This is a genomic window from Streptomyces sp. NPDC102402, from assembly GCF_044765765.1.
In the GTDB taxonomy this organism is placed as follows: Bacteria; Actinomycetota; Actinomycetes; order Streptomycetales; family Streptomycetaceae; genus Streptomyces.
Genome location: NZ_JBIWKR010000003.1, coordinates 28,079 through 49,255 on the forward strand (window position 1 = coordinate 28,079; position 21,177 = coordinate 49,255).

A 21,177-nucleotide genomic window follows, 5' to 3' on the forward strand; every position below is an offset into this window, starting at 1 on the left:
GGTCGTCCTGCCGAGTTCCCGGACCGACCGGTCCCCACTCCCCGGCACGACGAGACCCCCGGAGGGCTCACCCATGTCCGCATTCATGTCCGCCTTCGCGAGCCTGGTCGGCGCGTTCGCCGACCTGCTCGACCCGCTGTTCCAGACCGCCTCCACCGCCGCCGCGATCGTCCTCTTCACCGCGCTCGTGCGGCTCGCCGTCCACCCCCTCTCACGGGCGGCGGCGCGCGGGCAGAAGGCCCGCACCAAGCTCCAGCCGCAGATCGCCGAACTGCGTAAGAAGCACGCCAAGAACCCCGACCGGATGCAGAAGGCGCTCATGGAGCTCCACAAGGAGGAGAAGGTCTCGCCCCTCTCCGGCTGCCTCCCGAGCCTGCTCCAGATGCCCGCCTTCTTCCTGCTCTACCACCTCTTTTCCAGCCAGAGGATCGGCGGCGACCCGAACTCGCTGCTCGGCCACGAGCTCTTCGGCGCCCCGCTCGGCGAGCGCTGGCACGACGCGCTCGCGGACGGCGGGCTCTTCGGCCAGCAGGGGCTGGTCTACCTCGCGCTCTTCGCGATCGTCGCCGCCGTCGCCACCTTCAACTACGGACGCACCAAGCGGCAGATGGCCGCGAACCCGGTGACGCCGGCCACGGGCCCGGACGGACAGCCCGTGCCCGGCATGGGCGCGATGACGAAGGTGATGCCGCTCATGTCCTTCCTGACCCTCGTCTCCGTCGCCTACGTGCCGCTCGCCGCCGCCCTGTACATCGTCACCAGCACCACCTGGACCGCCATCGAGCGTGCCTACCTCTACCGGGAGTCCCCGGCAGCCGAGGCCGCCGTCGCGCCCGCCGTCTGAGGGGGCCGGGTCCAGTGTGTGAACAGGGTCTTGCGGAGTGATCCGATGTCTTGGAGGATCAGCCAAGCCTTTCGCTGGCCGCAACCCATCGACGGGCTCGATCTCGACCAAGGGGAGATGGACCGTTGAAGCTTCTTCGAGTGGGTACGGCGGGCTCGGAACGCCCCGCACTGCTTGACCGTAACGGAACCTTGCGTGACCTTTCGGGCCTCGTCACCGACATCGACGGCGATCTCCTCGCCGACGCCTCCGCGCTCGCCCGGGTACGGGAGGCGGCCCAGACGCCCGACGTCCTCCCGCCGCTCGACGCGGAGGGACTGAGGGTCGGGCCGCCGCTGGGCAGGATCGGGAAGATCGTGTGCATCGGGCTGAACTACCACGACCACGCCGCCGAGACCGGGGCGGCGATCCCGGAGGAGCCGATCCTCTTCTTCAAGGCCCCCGACACCGTCGTCGGCCCCGAGGACACGGTGCTGGTGCCGCGCGGCAGCAGGAAGACCGACTGGGAGGTCGAGCTCGCCGTCGTGATCGGCCGCACCGCCCGCTACCTGGACTCCGCCGAGGAGGCGCTCGGGCACGTCGCCGGATACACGACCTCGCACGACGTCTCCGAGCGGGAGTTCCAGATCGAGCGCGGCGGCACCTGGGACAAGGGCAAGAACTGCGAGACGTTCAACCCGCTCGGGCCCTGGCTCGTCACGGCGGACGAGGTCCCCGACCCGCAGGCGCTCCCGCTGAAGCTGTGGGTCAACGGCGAGCTCAAGCAGGACGGCACGACGGCCGATCAGATCTTCCCGGTCGGCGAGGTCGTGCGCTACCTGAGCCACTTCATGACGCTCTACCCGGGCGACGTCATCAACACCGGCACCCCGGCGGGCGTGGCCATGGGCCGGCCCGAGCCGAAGCCCTACCTCCGCGCCGGTGACGTGGTGGAGCTCGAGGTCGAGGGGCTGGGACGCCAGCGCCAGGAGCTCAAGGACGCGTAGGCGGACACGACGGAGCGGCCGCCGGGAGCGCACTCCCGGCGGCCGCTCCGTCGTCGTCGGCGGGCGTCCTCAGGGTGGCGTGCTCAGGGCTGCGGACGCGCCGTGAACTGCTCCAGGGCCTCCACCACCAGCGCGTGGTCCTCGGCCTGCGGCAGACCCGAGACCGTGACCGAGCCGATCACTCCCGCGCCCTCGACGGCGATCGGGAACGAACCGCCGTGCGCGGCGTACGTGTCCAGGTCCAGCCGCGAGGACTCCTCGAACGTGGTGCCCTTCGCCCGGAACCGCGTACCGACCAGGTAGGAGCTCTCGCCGTACCGCTCGACCACGCGCCGCTTGCGGTCGATCCACGCGTCGTTGTCCGCGCTCGAACCCGGCAGGGCGGCGTGGAACAGCTGCTGGCCGCCCCGCCGGATGTCGATCGCGACCGGGGCGTGCCGCTCACGGGCCAGCGCGACCAGCAGGCCGCCCAGCGCGTACGCGTCGTCGTAGCCGAAGCGCGGCAGCGTCAGACGCCGCTCCTGCGCGATCAGCTCGGAGATGGTCGGAGCGCTGGGGCTCATGCGTCCTGCTCCTCTTCGTGGTGGGGAAGGAGGGTCACCGACACGCCCTCACGGGCCGAGCGGCGCGCCGCCTCCAGGACATCCAGTGCGGCGGCGGCCTGCAGGGCCGTCACCGGGTTCCGGCCCTCGCCGCGCAGGGCCGAGGCGACAGCGGCGTAGTACGCGGGATAGTCACCCGGCAGCGTCCGGACCGGATCGCCGCCGCCGGTCAGCGCGGACTCGCCGGAACCCACCCGGCCCCACAGCGACTCCGGCTCCTCGCCCCACGGCTTGCCGGCCGCCGGGCGCGCACCCTCACGGAGGGCGGCCTCCTGCGGGTCCAGGCCGTACTTCACGTAGCCCGCCTTCGAGCCGAGCACCCGGAACCGCGGGCCCAGCTGGGCCGTGGTGGCGCTCGCGTACAGATGGGAGCGCACCCCGTTGGCGTGCGTGACCGCGATGAAGGTGTCGTCGTCGGTGGCCGCACCCGGGCGGCGTACGTCGGACTCCGCGTACACCTGCACCGCGGGCCCGAACAGGGTCAGCGCCTGGTCCACGACATGGCTGCCCAGGTCGTAGAGCAGCCCGCCGATCTCCTCCGGGTCCCCCGACTCGCGCCAGCCGCCCTTCAGCTGCGGGCGCCACCGCTCGAAACGGGACTCGAAGCGCTGCACCTCACCGAGCTCGCCGTCCTGGATCAGGGCGGCCAGCGTGAGGAAGTCGTTGTCCCAGCGGCGGTTCTGGAAGACCGAGAGCAGCAGCCCCCGCTCCGCGGCCAGCTCGGCCAGCTCACGGGCCTCCGCCGCCGTGCCGGCGATCGGCTTGTCCACGACCACCGGGAGCCCCGCCTCCAGCGCCGCCCTCGCGATCGGGACGTGCGTCCTGTTCGGCGAGGCGATCACGATCAGGTCCAGCTCGTCCGCCCGCTGCCACAGCTCGTCGGGCGAGGCCGCGAACCGTACACCGGGGAACTCGGCGCGGGCCTGCGCCCGCCGCTCCTCGTTCGACGTGACGACCGTGTCGAGGACGAGGCCCTCGGTCGCGGATACCAGCGGGGCGTGGAAGACGGAACCCGCCAGGCCGTAGCCGACGAGCCCGACGCGGAGAGGAGCGTTGGCAGTCATGCGATCCACTTAAGCAACGCTGTTGCCAAAGTGCAAGCGATGAGGACAATGGAGCCGTGAACAGGAGTAACAGCAGGAGCGGCGGGGCGAATCTTCCGGCTCTGCGCCACCACAACGCCTCGCTCGTCCTCGACCTGCTGCGGATCGCCGGTGAGCAGGGCATCAGCCGCCTGGAGCTCGCCGAGCGCACCGGACTCACCCCGCAGGCCGTCAGCAAGATCACCGCCCGGCTCCGCACGGAGGGCCTCGCAGCCGAAGCGGGCCGGCTCGCCTCCACCGGCGGCAAGCCCCGCACCGTGCTGCGCCTCGTCCCGGACGCCGGACACGCCGTCGGGCTCCACCTGGACCGCGACGAACTCACCGCCGTCCTGGCCGACCTCGCCGGCGCCACGGTCGCGACCCGCTCCTTCCCGCTCGACCTGGGGGCCCCGGCCGCCGAGGTCCTCGCCACGGCAGCCCGCGCGGTGCGGACGGTACGGGCAGAAGCCCCCCGGGGCGAGGACCGCCAGGTCTTCGGCGTGGGGGCGGCACTGCCGGGCCCCCTCGACCACCGCAGCGGGGTGCTGCACCGCGTCACCGGCTTCCCCCAGTGGGACGGCTACCCGCTGCGCGACGCCCTCGCCGCGCACACCGGGCTCCCCGTCGTCCTGGACAAGGACACCAACGCCGCAGCCCTCGGCCTCGCGCTCCGCGAACGCGCCGACGCCGACTTCGCCTACCTCCACCTGGGCACCGGCCTCGGCGCCGGGCTCGTCCTGGGCGGGGCCCTGCACCGGGGGGTCCGCACCGGCGCCGGCGAGTTCGGCCACCAGACCCTCCAACTGGACGGGCCCCCGTGCGACTGCGGCGGCCGCGGCTGCATCGAGGCGCTCTGCCTGGCCGCCGCCGCCCGCGGGGACGTCGCGGAGGCGGCCAGGGTGCTCGGGGCGGGCGCCGCCAACCTCGTCGGGCTGCTCGACATCGACCGGGTCGTCCTCGGCGGCCGTACCGTCGCCGCACACGAGGACGCCTACGTGGAGGGGGTCCGCGCCGTCATCGAGGAGCGCGCCCGGCGCGAGGGCGTCACCGCCGCCGTGCCCGTCACCGTGGCCGGCGGCGGCGACCGGCCGGTGGCCGAGGGAGCGGCCCACCTGGTCCTCGCCCCGCTCTTCGGCCGGGCGGGCGAGGACGGCGGCGAAGGGTCCTGAGCCGGGCGGAACGGCTCCGGCGACGGCCGCACTCTGTCGGATGCGGGCGGAAAGGCTCCGGCGACGGCCGCACCCTGTCGGATGCGGGAGGAACGGCTCCCCCCGCACCCGGCCTGAGCCGTTCGGGCGGAATCCCGCCCCCGAACGGGCGGAGTGCACCGCCCGCGGGTGGCGACGCCTCGCGCGCGCGTGACAGCGTCGCGGACTGACACGTATTGCCATGGCCGTACGTCCGGCCAGGCGTGGTGGTGCCGCCGCCGGAGCCGGTGCACCCACAGCCCGGCCGTTCGCGAGCAGCGAAGGGTGACCCCATGTCCACCAGACCCCCCGCACGACTGCGCGACGGCCGTGCCCTGACCCGCCTGGGACTGGCCGCGGGACTGGTCGTCCCGGCCGGCCTCCTCGGCGTGCCGGCCGCCATCGCCATCCCGGTCACCGCTCCCGCCGTCACCCCCGCCGTGGCCGGGGCGGCGACCGGCACCGCGGCCCTCGCCGCCCCGGCGGCGGCCTCCTGCGGTGATCCGGACGGTGAGGACTTCCCCATCCGGACACGCATCCACGGCGGCCCCGACACCTTCGCCTCCGGCGGCGGCTACGGGACCTGGTACCTCGACCTCACCAACACCACCTCCGAGCCGTGCCACTCCATCCACCCCGTCCTGGTGCTCACCGACGAGGACCGGACGCTGACCGCCGAACAGATCCAGCTGGAGTTCACCGAGCGGGCGCACCCCGACGAGGAACACCGGGTGAGCTGGGAGTCCACCGAACGCGACGAGCAGATCGGTGTCTTCGGCAGCGGCGAGCAGGACGACGACTTCCCCGGCTTCACCGTCCCCGCGAAGAAGACCGTCACGGTCGAGGTCAGGATGGCCTTCACCTCCGACACCAGGCCCGGCACGGTGACGGCCCGCGCGGCCATCGTCCAGCGGCGCACCGCCGGGGGCGAGGCCGAGCAGGCGGGCAAGGCGGCCGACGGGGACTGGGTGGGGGAGTCCGCCGCGTACGAGTTCGTCATCGTCGAGAGCGGCATCGAGGCGCCCGAGGACCCGGGGACCACGAAGGACGCGGAGGGCGACCCCGTGCCCGGACTCGCCCGCACCGGCCGGGACCGCACCCTCCTGGCCGGCCTCGCGTCCGGGGCGCTCGTCGCCGCGGGAGCCGCCGCCATGATCCACGCGAGACGCCTGCGGGCGGGGCGCCGCTGAGCGGGTGCGGCAGGATCCCCGTGATCAACCGGTTCCGTCCGGCGGAGCGGGCAGCCTAAAATCGGGACGTCGGCGCTGCACAGCGCGGTGCCGCCGGCGTCCAGCACCCCGGGTGCACAGTGCGTACGGCAGGAGCCCGTCACATGGCAGAGCGCAAGCCGATCGAATCCTGGCTGACCGACATGGACGGCGTCCTGATCCACGAGGGCACGCCGATCCCGGGGGCCGACGCCTTCATCAAGCGGCTGCGGGACTCCGGGCTGCCGTTCCTGGTCCTCACGAACAACTCCATCTACACCGCCCGAGACCTGCACGCGCGTCTCAAGCGCATGGGTCTGGACGTGCCGGTGGAGAACATCTGGACCTCCGCCCTGGCCACCGCCCAGTTCCTGGACGACCAGCGGCCGCGCGGCACGGCGTACGTCATCGGCGAGGCCGGGCTCACCACCGCCCTGCACGACATCGGCTACGTCCTCACCGACCACGAGCCGGACTACGTCGTCCTCGGGGAGACCCGGACGTACAGCTTCGAGGCGCTCACCAAGGCGATCCGGCTGATCAACGGCGGCGCCCGCTTCATCTGCACCAACCCGGACGAGACGGGCCCGTCCGCCGAGGGCCCGCTGCCCGCGACCGGTTCGGTGGCCGCGCTGATCACCAAGGCCACGGGCAAGGCCCCGTACTTCGCCGGCAAGCCCAACCCGCTGATGATGCGCACCGGGCTCAACGCCATCGGAGCCCACTCGGAGACCTCCGCCATGATCGGTGACCGGATGGACACCGACGTGCTCGCCGGTCTCGAAGCGGGCATGCAGACCTTCCTGGTGCTCACGGGTCTGACCACGGAGGCCGACATGGACCGCTACCCCTTCCGGCCCTCCACGGTCGTCGACTCGATCGCGGACCTCGTCGACCTGGTCGACCTGCCCCTGCCGTAACCCGACCGGGCTACAGCGGATGCGGGACGCGCCCCCACGCGTGAACCTTCCCTCAGGAGGTTTACGATGCGTTCACTGCCCCTCACGTTCTGTGCCGCACTGGTGGCCGGGACGATAGCCCTTCCCGCGTCCGCCGCCCTGGCCACGCCGAATGCCGACGACCCCAGGGACGAGAAGCGTTCGGGAACGGTCTCGGTCAGCCCGTCCCGTGTCTCCCCCGGCGGGGAGGTGGAACTCCGGGTCGACGTCTGCGGCAAGGGCAGGTCGGCCCGGGGCAACTCCGAGGCGTTCGCTTCCGAAGCGCGCTTCGAGCCGGCCGACGGAAAAGGCCTCGTCGCCGAGGCCCGGATCCGCTCCGACGCCGCTCCCGACGACTACGAGGTCTGGGTGACCTGCAAGGACGGCCACGGCAAGGCCACCGGCACGGTCACCGTCGTCCACCACGGCCGCCCCTCGCCCGTCGCCCCCGTCCGGGCCGGCGGCGGAGGCACCGCGGTGCTCGCCGAGGACGCCGCCGACGAGGGTCCCGGCACCCGGCACGCGGTGATCGGGCTCGGACTGGGTGCCGTCGCCGCCGTCGCCGTGGCGTTCCGCAGCGTACGCCGCCGCCGTCCGGCGCAGCACTGACATGACGGCCACGGACCGTCCCGCCGGAACGGGACGGCTGCTGACCGGTGTCACGTGGGCCGTGCTCCTGCTGGGGCTGTGGCTGTGGGGGCGTGCGGCCACGGCCGGCAACTCGGCCCCCACGACCGGGGACGTCGCGGCGGTCGGCCGCCCCCTGGGCGTCCCGCTGCCCCCCGCTCTTGATCCGCTCGACGGTGCCGCCCCGCAGCGGGTCGAGATCCCCTCCCTCGGGATCGACGCGGCCGTCGTACGGCGCGGACTGGACGACGAGGGGGCCATCGAACCCCCGCCGTTCGAGACGCCGGACGCCGTCGGCTGGTACGCCGAGGGCACCGAGCCGGGGACGGAGGGGGCGGCGCTCTTCGTCGGCCATGTCGACACCGAGACCGAACCGGCCGTCTTCTACGGGCTGAGCGCCGCGAGACCGGGCGAGAAGATCCGGGTGGACCGGTCCGACGGAAAGACCGCCGAATTCACCATCGACGACGTCCAGGTCTTCACCCGCGAACGCTTCGACGCGCAGAAGGCGTACGGACCGCGCGAGGACGGACGGGCCGAACTCCGGCTGATCACCTGCGGCGGTACGTACGACCACAAGTCCCGGGCGTACACGGCCAACGTCGTCGTCTCCGCCTATCTGACGGCCGAGACGAGCGCGGAGACGGGCGGCGCGGAGAACCGGGGGAAGAGCCGCGTCTGAAGCGGCAGGACAACCTGGCCCGGTCGGCGCCCGCTCCCCCTCGGAGCCGCCGGCCGGGCCGGTCCTCGACCGCGCCGTGCGGACCGCGGGAGTGGCCCGGCACGTCCCGGGAGGTCGGGTCGTCCTTCTGACAGGACACGACCACACGATAGGCCGACGACGCCGGGGGTCCGGAGGGTTTTCGGCAGGATGTCCGGATCCGGGCGGGAGCGTGCCAGGATGGATCCGACCGGCAGTACACCGGTACAAGGGGGAGCGGATGTACGGCAGTTACACCCGGCTGAGGGCGAGCGCGGCAGTCGGAACAGGCGCTGTGCTGCTGCTGGCCGGGTGCTCCACGTCCGACGACTCGTCCGACGGCGGGGGAAAGGACGCACCGGCCGCCGTCGGCCAGCGGCCGAAGGGGGACGATCCGTACTGGGTGAACCCCGACGGGAACGCGGCACGGCAGGTCGCCGCCTATGCGAAGGACGGCGAGGAGGCGAAGGCCGAGCTGATCCGGAAGATCGCGGAGCAGCCCGTGGGGGAGTGGATCGGCCCGGACGACCCGCGGGGCGCGGTGAAAGGCTTCACCGAGGCGGCCGAACGGGCCGACCGGGACGCGCTGCTCGTCCTCTACAACATCCCGCACCGGGACTGCGGCCAGTACTCGAAGGGCGGCGCCACCGACGGCGACGCGTACCGGACGTGGCTGGACGGTGTCGCCCAGGGCATCGGCGACCGCCGGGCCACGGTGGTCCTCGAGCCGGACGCCCTGCTGCACCTGGTGGACGGGTGTACCCCGCAGGAGCTCCACGAGGAGCGCTACGGCCTGCTCAAGGGCGCGGTCGAGCGCCTGAAAGGGCAGCCGAACACCACGGTGTACATGGACGCGGGCAACGCCGGATGGCAGTCGCCCGACGCGCTGTTCGAGCCCCTGCGGCGGGCGGGAATCGCGGCGGCGGACGGCTTCGCGGTGAACGTGTCCAACTTCGAGACCACCGGGGCCAGCAAGGACTTCGGCAAGCGGCTGTCGGCGAAGGTGGGCGGCAAGCCGTTCGTGATCGACACCAGCCGCAACGGCAACGGCGCCTACGACGGGGGCGCCCCTGCGGAGAACTGGTGCAACCCGCCCGGCCGTGCGCTCGGCGAGCCCCCGACGACGGACACGGGCGACGAACTGGTGGACGCCTACCTGTGGATCAAGCGTCCGGGTGAGTCGGACGGCGACTGCAAGGGCGGGCCGAAGGCCGGCGACTGGTGGCCGGAGTACGCCCTGGGGCTGGCCCGCGCCACGAAGTAGGCGGGCCGTCAGGCCCCGGCCGTCTCGAGGACGGTCCGGACGAACGCGCGCACCTTCGGGGTGTTCCCGGTGGCCGGCCACAGAAGGCCGTACTCCACGGGCGGAGCGTCGTGGAAGGGTACGTAGACGACGTCCGGGCGGGAGTAGTAGTGCGCCGCGCGTGCGCTGGTGGGGGAGACCCCCTTGCCCGCGCCGACCAGGGCGAGCACCTCCTGCCAGGCGCTGGTCGAGGGGCCGCGCGGGATGGACCGGCCCTTCGGGGTGCGGCGGGGGTAGTGGACGTCGAGGAAGTACTGGGGCTGGCCGGTGATGGTGACCATCGGGGCGTCCGCGAGGTCCTCGACGGACACGGAATCCCGTTCGGCGAGCGGGTGGCCCGCGGGGACGGCGAGCGCACGGGGCTCGGTGAAGATGACCGGGCCGTTGACGATGTCGGGCTCGTCGATCGGCAGCTCGATCAGCTGGACGTCGCTGCTGCCGTCCCGCAACGGCCCGAGGGGATCGCCCAGCTGTGAATCCTGGATGTGGATCGCGCAGTGGGGGTGGCGGGCGCGGAAGGTGTCGGCGGCCATCACGACGAGTTTGCCGCACCACGCGGCCGAGTAGCCGACGTTGAGCACACCGGAGATGCCCTGCCCGGCCGTCGCGGCGGCGGCCAGCGCCTCCTGGATCTGCTGGTAACCGGCGGCGAGGCCGTCCCGCAGCACGGCGCCGATCGGCGTCAGACGGACGCTGCGGCTGGTCCGCTTGAACAGTTCGGCCCCGAGGGCGCGTTCCTGCTTCTTGATGGCCTGGCTGACGCGGGCCGGAGTGACGTGCAAGCGGTCCGCCGTGCGGCCGAAATGCAGCTCCTCCGCCAGGGTCAGGAAGATCTCTATCTCCCGCAGCTCCACGCGCTCTCCGCCCCCCGGTTCGTGAACCGCTGTGTTAACTGTCCTTGCACGATACGCCGTTGATCGGCCCTCCTTCACTGCCCATGCTTGACGTGACGGCAGTCGCCTACGTGGAAGGAGCCCGGCGGATGAACATCACCGCGTCGGCGGTCCTGTCGACCGTCGTCGATCCGGCGGCATCGAGCCGGTTCCTCACCGCCCGCCGGAGCCCGACGCCCGCTGCCTACTGAGTGAACGCCCCCGCCGCCGGGTCTCCGCTGCCGCGGCACCAGTGGCCTTCCTCGCTCGACCAGCTCCGACTCGACCGATCCTCCGACACTCCAGCCTTCGAACAGGAGGGCCTCATGCCTTCTTCTGTCATGCCCACACCTACCCCCATCCCCGTTCTCCCGCCGCCGGCCGCCGTATCCGCCGTCGGGCTGCGCAAGGCGTACGGCGACAGAACCGTCCTGGACGGTGTCGATCTGCACATCCCCGCCGGATCCGTGTTCGCTCTGCTCGGACCGAACGGCGCCGGCAAGACCACCGCGGTCAAGATCCTTTCCACGCTCATCTCCGCCGACGGCGGGCAGGCACAGGTCGCGGGCCACGACCTCGCCACGTCAGCGGAAGGAGTGCGGGCCGCGATCGGTGTCACCGGGCAGTTCTCCGCCGTGGACGGGTTGATCACCGGCGAGGAGAACATGCTCCTCATGACCGACCTGCACCACCTGGCCAGGCCCGAGGGGCGGCGGGTCGCCGCGGAACTCCTGGAACGCTTCGACCTCACCGACGCCGCGAAGAAGCCCGCATCCACCTACTCGGGAGGCATGAAACGACGTCTCGACATCGCGATGACCCTGGTGGGCGAACCCCGGATCATCTTCCTCGACGAGCCCACCACCGGCCTCGACCCCCGCAGCCGCCACGCCATGTGGGGCATCATCCGCGCACTCGTCACCGGCGGCGTCACCGTCCTCCTCACCACCCAGTACCTCGAGGAAGCCGACGAACTCGCCGACCGCATCGCCGTTCTCGACCACGGCAGGATCGTCGCCCAGGGCACCGCCGAGGAACTGAAACGCCGGATCCCCGGCGGACACGTACGACTGCGGTTCTCCGACCCCGCCGCCTACCGGTCCGCCGCCGGCGCCCTGTCCGAGGCGGCCCACGACGACGGCGCCCTCACTCTCCAGCTCCCCAGCGACGGCAGCCAGCGCGACCTGCGCTCCGTCCTCGACCGCCTCGACACGGCCGGCATCGAGGCCGACGAGCTGACCGTGCACACCCCTGATCTCGACGACGTCTTCTTCGCCCTGACCGGCCCCACCGCCGTCCCCACCCCGACCACCCGGCCCAAGGAGGCTGTCCGATGAGTTCCCTCCCCCTGGCCGTACGCGACTCCCACACGATGCTGCGCCGCAACCTGCTGCATGCCCGACGCTACCCGTCCCTGACGCTGAACCTGCTGCTCACCCCGGTCATGCTGCTGCTGCTCTTCGTCTACGTCTTCGGCGACGCGATGAGCGCGGGCATCGGCAGCGGCAGCGGCGGGCGTTCGGCGTACATCGCCTACATCGTCCCCGGCATCCTGCTGATGACCATCGGCTCCACCGTCGTCGGCACCGCCGTCTCGGTCTCCACCGACATGACCGAGGGCATCATGGCGCGCTTCCGCACCATGGCGATCCATCGTGGCTCCGTGATCGTCGGACACGTCATCGGCAGCGTGCTGCAGTCGGTCATGAGCGTCGTCCTCGTGGGCGCCGTCGCCGTGGCCATCGGCTTCCGCTCCACGGACGCCACGGCCCTGGAGTGGCTGGCCGCGTTCGGCCTGCTCGTGCTCTTCGCCACGGCGCTCACCTGGATCGCGGTCGGCATGGGCCTGGTCAGCCCCAACGCCGAGGCCGCCGGCAACAACGCGATGCCGCTGATCCTGCTGCCGCTGATCTCCAGCGCCTTCATCCCGGTCGACACGATGCCGGGCTGGTTCCAGCCGATCGCCGAGTACCAGCCCTTCACCCCCGCCATCGAAACCCTGCGCGGCCTCCTCCTCGGCACCGGGATCGGCAACAACGGTTGGCTCGCCGTCGCCTGGTGTCTGGGCCTCACCGTCCTCGGCTACTTCTGGTCGACGTCGAGATTCGACGGCGAACCGAAGTGACGGCCGTGCCGGACGTCGCCGGGCCCTAGGGAACCTCCACCCACATCCCCTCCGAGGGCGTGCCGTCGGCGTCGGTGACGAACAGCATGTACCAGCCCGACGGCACCAGGGCCCGGTTCTTCGGGACCGTCACCGTGATGCTGTCGCCGGACTTCTCCAGGCCCAGGGCGATCGAGCGCTGGTCGGTGTCCGTGACATGGGTGACCGCGCCGGGGCGCATCAGCTTCGCCGACGTGATCGACGAGGCGTGCTGGGTGGTGAACAGCCCCGTTCCGCCACGGGAGATGCTCCTGGGGCCCGCGGTCAGCTCCGGACGCCCGTCGCGGTACAGGTACGGCGGCGTGTAGATCTCGATGCGCTGCTCGAACGCCCCGGGCTCGGTGTCCGCCCGGTCCGCGTAGAGCGGGTCGGAGCCGAAGATCATGACCCGGCCGTCGGGCAGCAGCACGGACCCCGAGTGGTAGTTGCGCCCCACCGCGGGGTCGGCGACCCGGCGGTAGGTGTCCGACTTCGCGTCGTACAGCCTGGCCTGCAGGATGTCCGAACCGCCGCGCCCCCGGTAGTCGTCGGAGCCGCCGGTGACGAGCAGGGAGTCGTCCGGGAGCAGGGAGGCGCTCGGGTAGCGGGTGCCCTCCTCAAGGGTGGCGCCCTCCGTGAAGCGGGGCTCTTCCTCCGTCAGATCGACGAGCCGTGACTTCTCGCTGGACCTGTCGGACTCACCGACCCCGCCGCCGCCGATCACCATGTACTTCTCGTCCTGCGCCGGGGGCAGCCGTACGGTCGCGGAGGTCTCCAGCCTGTCCGGGTCGCCGATCCCGGGGATCTTCGTGAACGTGTTGGAGTCCAGGTCCCAGACACCCGGGTCGCGGCCCACGTCGGCGGGGCCGTAGCCGGCGTTGGAGCCGGAGTAGAAGAGCCTGCCGTCGTTCATCAGGAAGACGGCGGGATAGGTGGGGAACCTCCGGACGATGCCGGTGTACTCCCACGCCTTCGTCTCCGGGTCGTAGATCTCGTCCTTGCCGGGCACGATCTGGCCGATCTCGTCCAGGCCGGAGAGGGAGAGGACCCTGCCGTCCGCCAGGGTGGTGAGCGTCGGGTACCAGCGCGCCTCGTTCATCGGGTCGACGCTGATGTACTTCTCGGCCACCGGATCGAATTCGTAGGCTTCCCTGATGCCCTGGAAGTCCTTCTTGTCCAGGGCCAGTTTCTGTGCGATCCCGTACACGTTGCGGGCGTCGGAGCCGGAGAGCCCCGATATCCGGTAGTTGTCCTCGGTCCCGGTCCCGTGCTTCGTCCCGGACTCCCGCGCCTCGACGTAGATGCGGCCCAGGCCCGGTTCGTTGCGGAGGAACGCGCCGGTCTCCTCGTCGAAGACCTTGGTGGCCTTCTCCACCAGCACCGGGTCCTTGGAGACGAAGGTCCTGCCGTTGCCCCTGCCGGTGAAGCGGCTCCCCGCGGGCACGGTGACCGGCTTGTCGGGGTCCTCGTTGTGGACGATCATCAGGCCGCCGGCCTTGGTGACGTCGCCTTCCAGCTTCTCGTAGCGCCTGGTGCCGCCGGCTATGAGGAGCTTCCCGTCGGGGAGCTGGGTGTGCCCGGCGCAGAACATGTCCTTCGGCGTGGCGATGTTCTTGTACGTGTTCTCCCGCGGGTCCCACAGCACGGACCGGAAGCTCTTCGCGTCGAAGTTCTTCTGGTTGTTGCCGGAGCCCGCGACGAGCAGCACCTTGCCGGTGTGCAGCAGCGCGGCGTGGATCGTGTTGATCCGGAACTCCGCGGGGACGTCCAGGAAGTCCCAGTGGCCGTTCTCCGCCTTGTACTCCGGCTGGTTGACGGCGTACGCGTGGTAGCGGTCGGTGCTGAAGCGGTACAGCCACGGCCCGTTCGCCCCGGCGAGCGCCAGAACCACCGCCGTACCGATCGCCAGGCGGCGGGTACGGCGGTTCGGACGGTACTTCATCGGTTACGTCCCCCAAGGGCGATCTGCATGGTGTCCTCGTCGCCCGCCCGGGTGGGCTCGGCCTGCTCGGTCTCCGGAGCGGGCCGGGGCGCGGGCGCGGGTGGTTCGCCGCGGGGCTTCTTCCGTTCGGCGCGGACGGTGTACCGCCAGCCGAAGACCGGCGCCGCGGTGATCAGCAGTGCCAGACAGGCCCAGGTGAGCATCGCCGGGTGGCTGTGCCCGAGGACGAAGGAGGCCGCGATCGAGCCGCCGAACACGAGGATGAAGAAGAGGTGGATGCGGAAGGTGCCGAAGAGGGTGTCCGGGCTGGACGAGTCGCCCTTGGGCGTCACCACGAACGAGCTCCTGCGCCGCAGTACCGCGTCCATCAGGGAGCGGGCGTAGACGGGCGCGGAGAGCGCGGACATCACCATGCCGGCCAGGCCGCCGGAGCCCTCGGGCTCGTGCGGCGAGACGTTGTGGCGGCGGTTCCAGACGTAGAGGCCGATCTGGAGGGCCGAGGCGTTGCCGTACAGCATCATCCAGATCACCGGGTCGATCTGGACGCCGGAGGCACCCATGCCGAGGAACAGGGCGCAGCTCAGGGCGGCGAGGATCCAGTTCATGGCCGACATCGGATAGAAGATGATCATCATCGTGTAGTTGAAGAGCTTGCCCGCCGGGAGCGAGAACCAGCCCTTCCAGTACTGCTTGAGGATCGTCTCGTAGGTGCCCCGGGACCAGCGCAGCTGCTGGGTGAAGAAGTCGGTCCAGGCCGTCGGCCCCTCGCCGACGGCCAGGACGTCCGGGGTGTAGACCGAGCGCCACTTCCTGCCGGTCAGCGGGTTGCGGTGGCGGTGGATCTCGAAGCCGGTGGCCATGTCCTCGGTGATCGAGTCGTAGAGCCCACCGATCTGCTTGAGGGCCGAGATCCGCACCGCGTTGCTCGTCCCGACGAACATCGGGGAGCCGTAGCGGTTGCCCGCGCGCTGGATCAGCGCGTGGAAGAGGAACTGCTGGGACTCGGCGGCCTTCGTGACGAAGGTGTCGTAGTTGCCGTAGACCTGCGGTCCGATGACGAAGCCGATGTCCGGGTCGCGGAAGTAACCGAGCATCCGCTCCAGGTAGTTGGGGAGGGGCACGTGGTCGGTGTCGACGGAGGCGAAGTAGTCGTACGCGTCACCGTGGGCGTCCAGCCAGGCGTTGTAGTTGCCGTGCTTCGTCTTCGCCCGGTGCGGGCCCTTGGCCTGGTTCCAGCGGGCGACGCCCTTGCGGGTGAAGTGGTGGACGCCGAGCCGGGCGCAGACCTCCTTGACGGCGGGGTCGTCGCCCTCGTCGAGCAGCCAGACGTCCATCGGGCCGCGGTGCCGGATCCGCACGGCGGCCTCGAGTGTCCTCGTCACCATCTCCAGGGGCTCCTTGCCAGGGACGAAGGAGGTGAGGAAGGCGACCTTCGTGCCGCTCTCCGGTATGACGGGGACCGGGTCGCGGGCCACGAGCGTGGCGTGCGCGTTCGACAGGACGTTCATCGTGCGGAAGAGCTCGATCAGTCCGATCGACACCAGCATCACGACGTCCAGGACGAGGAGCGTGTCGTTGCGGAGGTTCGGGTCGCGCTCGGTCCAGTGCTCGGGCTGCATGAGCCACGCGAAGAGGCCCAGGGAGACGAGCGGCGCGGCGCCCAGCAGCAGGGCCGCGCGTATCCGATGGGTCTCCTGCGAGAGCAGCGATCGGTAGCGCACCGTGTACGGCCGGTCGGGGCCGGGCTGGGTCAGCGGCCCGGCGAGCCGGCTGTAGTGCTCGTAGTCGTAGCGCGGCAGCGGCTTCTTCGGCTGCCGCCTCGGTCTTCCGGCGTGCGGCTGCGGAGGCGGCCTGAGCTGGACGGTGTGGGCAGGGTCGTGCTGCTGCCGGTCGCCTGACGGCGTCGACGCCATGGTCATCCCCCCGCACGCAGGTCGCCCTGCGTGATGTCTTGCTGTCCGTGCCTGAGCGGCCCCCGCCCCGGGAGGAGGCCGCTCGTCGTCCTCCCGGCCCCGGGAGATCCGTGGATCCCCCGGGCGGCGCCTGGTCAGGTTGTCCGACTACGCGGCATGAACGCAAGAGTGAAAAAGGGTGGTTTGTCAGCCAAGTGTGCGATTTGGGGAATGCCGCGCAGGGGGCGTGCGGGGGTGAGGGGAGGCGCCCCGGGGGCACGTCCGCGTCGCGGCACGCACGAACGAGGCCCCCTCACACTCGGTGAGGGGGCCTCGCTGTTGCGTGCGCCGTCAGGGACTCGAACCCCGGACCCGCTGATTAAGAGTCAGCTGCTCTAACCAACTGAGCTAACGGCGCCTGCTGACCTGGAGAACTTTACCCGATCTCCAGGAGTGCTCCTGACCAATTCCTCTCCGCCCCGGCCTGTCGGATGGTCGTTTTGTCCCTTTAATCCGTCACCATGAGATATGCCGGGAAAGTTGAGACGCGGAAGATCTGGACGCCTGCCGAGAGGAAGAGGAGTCGCATGACTGTGCCGGTCTTCGAGGAGTACGAACCCGACGCCGACTGCGGCTGTCCGGGCTGCGCGCAGCGACGGCGTACGGCCGCCGCACTCCCCGTGCGCCACGGTGGCCACCCAGCCGCGCGCGGTGCGCGTCGCGCTCTGGTGCTCGTCACCGCGGCGGGGGTGGTCCTGTCCTGCGGGGCGGGCCACGCGGCCGCGGCCGCCACCGGCCGGGACGCCCGGGCGGGTGCGGAGGCCGACCCGCAGCCGGTCACCCCGCAGGGCTCCGTCGGGCCCCTGAACAGCGACGGGGCCTCGGGCCCGCCCGCGGCGCCGGGCACGGCGCAGCGGACCACGACACGGACCGAGATCATCAACCGTGCCAAGAAGTGGGTGACCGCGAAGGTCCCGTACGACATGGCGGCCTACTGGTCGGACGGCTACCGGCAGGACTGCTCGGGCTTCGTGTCGATGGCGTGGGACCTCGGCAGCAACGAGTGGACGGGCAGCCTCGCCACGTTCGGCACGAAGATCGCCCGGGCCGACCTGGAGCCCGGCGACATCCTCCTCTTCCACAACCTGGCCGACCCCGCGGTGGGATCGCACGTCACGGTCTTCGGAGGCTGGAGCGACCACACCCACAGCCAGTACCTCGCCTACGAGCAGACCCGGCCGAACGCCCGCAAGGCGACGACGCCGATGGCGTACTGGAGCAACTCCTCGAAGTACGTGGCCTACCGCTACAAGGGCGTCGTCGCCGGGGCGGGCGGCAGCGGCTCGGCGACGGCGTTCCCCGGGGCGGCGAAGTTCGGCGCGGGCGCCGACAACGCGCACGTGACCCGGCTCGGGAAGATGCTCATCGCCCAGGGCGGCAAGCGCTTCTACACGCAGGGTGCGGGGCCCCGCTGGGGCGACGCGGACAAGCGGGCGACCCAGGCGTTCCAGCTCGCACAGGGGTGGAAGGGCGCGGAGGCCGACGGCTTCCCCGGCCCGCACACCTGGCGCCTGCTGGTCGACGGCACCGGGCGCAGGATCCCGGCGGCCGGTGCGGGCGGGAGCCCGGGCGGGACCGCGGCGTACCCGGGCAGGAGCTCCTTCCAGCCGGGGAGGACCGGCGACCACATCAAGCTGCTCGGAACCCAGCTGGTGAAGAAGGGATACGGCGCGCACTACGTGACGGGCCCCGGCGCGCGCTGGACGGAGGCGGACCGCCGCAACGTCGAGGCGTTCCAGCGGGCCCAGGGCTGGAGCGGGAGCGGGGCCGACGGATACCCGGGGCCGGAGACATGGCGCCGGCTCTTCGCGTGACGACGGCTGAAGCAACGGAACGGACATGACGGAGGCGGGAATGCGCTCGACGGAGAACGTACGGGGCGAGTGGGACGAGCTGGGCGAGCGGGACATGCGGGTGGTCGTGCCCGGGCCCGGCGCGGGTGACGCGCAGGGTGAGCCGCCGGCTGAGGTGCCGGCGGTGACGCACGTGTACGAAGCCGGGGTGCCGGCGCCCGGCGCGGGGCAGGAGCCGGCGCGGGAGCGGCCCGCGGGTGCGGCGGTCGTGGACCCGGTGGACACGGTGCCGGTGGACACGGCGCATCCGGCGGCGGGGCTGCCGCCGGTGGCGGACACACGGGTGGCGGACGTGCAGGCCGAGGACGAGGACATCCCGGCGGATCTGGGGCCCGCCCTGGACGCGGTGGCCGTCGTGGGCCGCGCCGCCACGGCCACCGGCGGGAGCCCGGCGGACTTCGACCTGGGTCCGGACATCGGCCTGGGCCCGGACATCGACCTGGGTCCGGACATCGGCCTGGGTCCGGACATCGGCCTGGGCCCGGAGCCGGATGCGGAGCTGGATGCGGACCTGCTCGCGCTCCCGCACCAGGAGCCGGTGGACCAGGAGCCGTCGGACCGGGAGCCGTCGGACCCCCTGGACCGGGACCTCCTGGACCGGGACCCGCTGGACGGAGACCCGCTGGACCGGGACCCGCTGGACCGGGACCCCCTGGACCAGGAGCCGCCGGCCGGTCCGGGTCCGGTGCCGGGTCTGTCCTCTGCCCCGGGAACGGCCGCCGGTGCGGACGCGGAGGAGGGCCCCGCTCCGGCGGACCGGGACGGCGGGCCGGGCGGGCCGCCCGATCTCCGGAAGCCGGTGCCCGGCGGGGCCCAGGCGGTGGACGGCCCGGGCAGGCACGGGGGTGCCCCGGTGACCCTGACCGTCGGTGCCGCGGACCCGGTCGCCTGGTGGGGCGCCGGGGGCAGGCAGCCCGTCATCTCCACCGAGACCACCGCACCCATCCCCGTCCACCTGCTCTTCCGTGACGACGACCACGAGGGCGGGCCGGCCGCGAAGGGCCGCACCGCCGCGGGAGCCGGCGCGGCGCGGGGGCCCGCCTTCCGCCGTCCGCCCCAGCCGCGCCACCCCCAGCCGCAGGCGCCCGTACGGCCCGCACCTCTCGCCGACCCCCGGCTCACCGAGCGGCCAGGCCCCGTACTGCCCGGCTGGGCGGCGCTGTTCACCGCCGCGACGGGGGCGGCCGCAGGGCTCGCCGTGCTGTGGTGGCAGGGAGCCGTGCCCGCCGCCGTGACCGGACGGCTCGGGCTCGGGCAGCGCCCGTACGACGGGATCGGCACCGGGACCTGGGCGCTGCTCGCGCTGCTGGCGGCCGTGGCGCTGTTCGCGCTCTGCGGTCTGGGACGGGGCCGGGCCGGGCACGCCTCGGTGCTGACGCTCTTCGGGGAGTACCGGGGGAGCGTCCGGCGCACCGGTCTCCTCTGGGTCTCCCCGCTCCTGCTGCGCCGCCGGATCGACGTACGCCTGAGGCACTGGCGCAGTGAGCCGCTGCCCGCCGTGGACGCGAGCGGCACATCCCTGCGGGCCGTCGTCCTCGTCGTCTGGAGGGTGAAGGACACCGCGCGGGCCCTGTTCGGGGTCGCGGACCACGAGCGGTATCTGAGCGACCAGGTGGAGGCGGCGCTGGCCCGGGTGCTCTCGCAGCTGCCGGCCGACGCCTTCCACGAGGACACCCGCACCCTGCGCGACGCGGAGGCGGTGGGTGACGCGCTGACCCGGATGGTGAAGGCCGACTGCGCGCCCGTGGGCATCGAGGTGTACTCGGCGCAGCCGACCGGGATCGAGTACGCCCCCGAGGTCGCGGCCGCGATGCGGCGCTGCCGGGTGGCGGCCATCGACGCGAAGCACCGGGACGCGGTGCTGACGTCCGTGGTCGACGCGGTGGACGACACGGTGCGACGGCTGACCGCGCGCGGCATCGTCGAGCTCGACGGCTACGAACACAAGGCGCTGGTCAGGGATCTGACGGTGGCCTTCTACACCGGCCGCAGCGCGGGAGAAGGGGCCTGATCGCTTCCGGTTGCACCGCGGCACGCGCTGAAACCCGATCCACATTGGTCTGGACATGTTCATGGCGTGTCAATAATCTGGACTTGGTCTAGACCGCACGAATGCATGCGCGCAGCAGAGCCCAGCACATCCCCAGAACCTCCCCCACGTTCTCGAGGAGCGACACAGCATGCGGAAAAGGGCAAGCGCGGCCGTCATCGGCCTGGCGATAGCGGGCGTCTCCATGTTCGCGACCGGCAGTGCCAGCAGCCACGGCTACACGGACACACCCATCAGCCGGCAGAAGCTCTGCGCCAACGGCACCGTCACCGGCTGCGGCAACATCCAGTGGGAGCCCCAGAGCGTCGAGGGCCCCAAGAGGTTCCCGGCGGCGGGACCCGCGGACGGAAAGATCTGTTCCGGCGGGAACAGCAGCTTCACGCAGCTCGACGACCCGCGGGGTGGCGGCTGGCCCGCCACCAAGGTCACCTCTGGGCAGGGCTACAGCTTCCGCTGGCAGTTCACGGCCCGCCACTCCACGAGTGACTTCCGGTACTACATCACCAAGAACGGCTGGGACCCCACGAAGCCGCTCACCCGGGCCGCCCTGGAGTCGCAGCCCTTCATGACCGTGCCGTACGGGAACCAGCAGCCCCCGGCGACGCTGACCCACCAGGGCTCGATGCCCACCCAGAAGAGCGGCAAGCACATCATCCTGGCCGTCTGGAACGTCGCGGACACCAGCAACGCGTTCTACGCGTGCTCCGACGTGCAGTTCTGATCCGGCGCAACGCACAGTGGGCGGTCTCCCCGAAGGGAGACCGCCCACTGTGGTGTCGTGCGCCGTCAGGGACTCGAACCCCGGACCCGCTGATTAAGAGTCAGCTGCTCTAACCAACTGAGCTAACGGCGCCTGCTGACTCGAAAATAATACCTGGTCCCCGGGGG

The 21,177-nt window shown here is 71.8% G+C and carries 18 protein-coding genes and 2 tRNA genes; 13 read left to right on the forward strand and 7 right to left on the reverse strand.

Going from position 1 to position 21,177, the window contains the following annotated elements:
• The first annotated feature begins 73 nt into the window (after window positions 1–73).
• Together ACIRJR_RS09755 and ACIRJR_RS09760 are read left to right on the forward strand one after the other, a co-directional pair.
• Window positions 74–844 carry a YidC/Oxa1 family membrane protein insertase gene (locus tag ACIRJR_RS09755; RefSeq protein WP_403776541.1) on the forward strand — a complete coding sequence of 257 codons (771 nt, stop codon included), beginning with the start codon at window positions 74–76 and terminating at the stop codon, window positions 842–844.
• Between the two features lie 125 nt (window positions 845–969).
• Entirely contained in the window at window positions 970–1,830 is an 861-nt protein-coding gene (locus tag ACIRJR_RS09760; protein ID WP_403776544.1) for a fumarylacetoacetate hydrolase family protein, read from the forward strand.
• Window positions 1,831–1,913: 83 nt separating this feature from the next.
• On the opposite strand, the gene ACIRJR_RS09765 is transcribed toward ACIRJR_RS09760, so the two are convergent.
• Entirely contained in the window at window positions 1,914–2,393 is a 480-nt protein-coding gene (locus ACIRJR_RS09765) for a heme-degrading domain-containing protein (RefSeq protein ID WP_403776547.1), read from the reverse strand.
• A complete protein-coding gene (locus ACIRJR_RS09770; RefSeq protein WP_403776550.1) occupies window positions 2,390–3,496 on the reverse strand; it encodes a Gfo/Idh/MocA family oxidoreductase in 1,107 nt (368 codons plus the stop codon). The genes ACIRJR_RS09765 and ACIRJR_RS09770 overlap by 4 nt, the downstream gene beginning before the upstream one ends.
• Window positions 3,497–3,552: 56 nt before the next feature.
• Between ACIRJR_RS09770 and ACIRJR_RS09775 the strand changes: the two genes are divergently transcribed.
• The 6 genes from ACIRJR_RS09775 to ACIRJR_RS09800 all read left to right on the forward strand — a co-directional run bounded on the left by ACIRJR_RS09775 (window position 3,553) and on the right by ACIRJR_RS09800 (window position 9,438).
• A complete protein-coding gene (locus tag ACIRJR_RS09775) occupies window positions 3,553–4,683 on the forward strand; it encodes an ROK family protein (protein WP_403776553.1) in 1,131 nt (376 codons plus the stop codon).
• A 311-nt stretch (window positions 4,684–4,994) separates the two neighbouring features.
• Window positions 4,995–5,891 carry a hypothetical protein gene (locus ACIRJR_RS09780; RefSeq protein ID WP_403776556.1) on the forward strand — a complete coding sequence of 299 codons (897 nt, stop codon included), beginning with the start codon at window positions 4,995–4,997 and terminating at the stop codon, window positions 5,889–5,891.
• 143 nt (window positions 5,892–6,034) lie between these two features.
• Window positions 6,035–6,829 carry an HAD-IIA family hydrolase gene (locus ACIRJR_RS09785; protein WP_103514844.1) on the forward strand — a complete coding sequence of 265 codons (795 nt, stop codon included), beginning with the start codon at window positions 6,035–6,037 and terminating at the stop codon, window positions 6,827–6,829.
• 66 nt (window positions 6,830–6,895) lie between these two features.
• On the forward strand, window positions 6,896–7,456 hold the full coding sequence (locus tag ACIRJR_RS09790) for a hypothetical protein (RefSeq protein ID WP_403776558.1): 561 nt from the start codon (window positions 6,896–6,898) through the stop codon (window positions 7,454–7,456).
• Window position 7,457: 1 nt separating this feature from the next.
• Complete coding sequence (locus ACIRJR_RS09795; RefSeq protein WP_403776561.1) at window positions 7,458–8,156, forward strand: class F sortase; 699 nt, start codon at window positions 7,458–7,460, stop codon at window positions 8,154–8,156.
• Between the two features lie 259 nt (window positions 8,157–8,415).
• Complete coding sequence (locus ACIRJR_RS09800) at window positions 8,416–9,438, forward strand: glycoside hydrolase family 6 protein (protein ID WP_403776564.1); 1,023 nt, start codon at window positions 8,416–8,418, stop codon at window positions 9,436–9,438.
• An 8-nt stretch (window positions 9,439–9,446) separates the two neighbouring features.
• On the opposite strand, the gene ACIRJR_RS09805 is transcribed toward ACIRJR_RS09800, so the two are convergent.
• On the reverse strand, window positions 9,447–10,331 hold the full coding sequence (locus ACIRJR_RS09805) for a LysR family transcriptional regulator (protein WP_403776567.1): 885 nt from the start codon (window positions 10,329–10,331) through the stop codon (window positions 9,447–9,449).
• Window positions 10,332–10,675: 344 nt separating this feature from the next.
• Here ACIRJR_RS09805 and ACIRJR_RS09810 point away from each other — a divergent pair, with 344 nt between their 5' ends.
• Together ACIRJR_RS09810 and ACIRJR_RS09815 are read left to right on the forward strand one after the other, a co-directional pair.
• A complete protein-coding gene (locus ACIRJR_RS09810; protein WP_403776570.1) occupies window positions 10,676–11,686 on the forward strand; it encodes an ATP-binding cassette domain-containing protein in 1,011 nt (336 codons plus the stop codon).
• Window positions 11,683–12,474 (forward strand): ABC transporter permease, encoded by a 792-nt coding sequence (locus tag ACIRJR_RS09815; RefSeq protein WP_403776573.1) that lies wholly within the window; start codon window positions 11,683–11,685, stop codon window positions 12,472–12,474. The genes ACIRJR_RS09810 and ACIRJR_RS09815 overlap by 4 nt, the downstream gene beginning before the upstream one ends.
• A gap of 25 nt (window positions 12,475–12,499) precedes the next feature.
• Here the strand turns inward: ACIRJR_RS09815 and ACIRJR_RS09820 are convergent, their stop codons facing one another.
• The 3 genes from ACIRJR_RS09820 to ACIRJR_RS09830 form a co-directional block, all read right to left on the reverse strand.
• On the reverse strand, window positions 12,500–14,434 hold the full coding sequence (locus ACIRJR_RS09820; protein WP_403776576.1) for a galactose oxidase-like domain-containing protein: 1,935 nt from the start codon (window positions 14,432–14,434) through the stop codon (window positions 12,500–12,502).
• On the reverse strand, window positions 14,431–16,347 hold the full coding sequence (locus tag ACIRJR_RS09825) for a glycosyltransferase family 2 protein (protein WP_403776579.1): 1,917 nt from the start codon (window positions 16,345–16,347) through the stop codon (window positions 14,431–14,433). Before ACIRJR_RS09825 ends, ACIRJR_RS09820 begins: the two co-directional genes overlap by 4 nt.
• 323 nt (window positions 16,348–16,670) lie before the next feature.
• Window positions 16,671–16,744: transfer RNA gene (locus tag ACIRJR_RS09830), tRNA-Lys, on the reverse strand.
• A 169-nt stretch (window positions 16,745–16,913) separates the two neighbouring features.
• Here ACIRJR_RS09830 and ACIRJR_RS09835 point away from each other — a divergent pair.
• From ACIRJR_RS09835 to ACIRJR_RS09845, 3 genes are all read left to right on the forward strand, one after another.
• Entirely contained in the window at window positions 16,914–18,200 is a 1,287-nt protein-coding gene (locus ACIRJR_RS09835; RefSeq protein ID WP_403776582.1) for a peptidoglycan-binding protein, read from the forward strand.
• A gap of 25 nt (window positions 18,201–18,225) precedes the next feature.
• Window positions 18,226–20,250, forward strand: coding sequence for an SPFH domain-containing protein (locus tag ACIRJR_RS09840; protein WP_403776585.1), 2,025 nt, complete (start codon window positions 18,226–18,228; stop codon window positions 20,248–20,250).
• Between the two features lie 169 nt (window positions 20,251–20,419).
• Complete coding sequence (locus tag ACIRJR_RS09845; protein WP_403776588.1) at window positions 20,420–21,010, forward strand: lytic polysaccharide monooxygenase; 591 nt, start codon at window positions 20,420–20,422, stop codon at window positions 21,008–21,010.
• Between the two features lie 58 nt (window positions 21,011–21,068).
• Here the strand turns inward: ACIRJR_RS09845 and ACIRJR_RS09850 are convergent.
• Window positions 21,069–21,142, reverse strand: a tRNA-Lys gene (locus ACIRJR_RS09850).
• Between the last annotated feature and the right edge of the window lie 35 nt (window positions 21,143–21,177).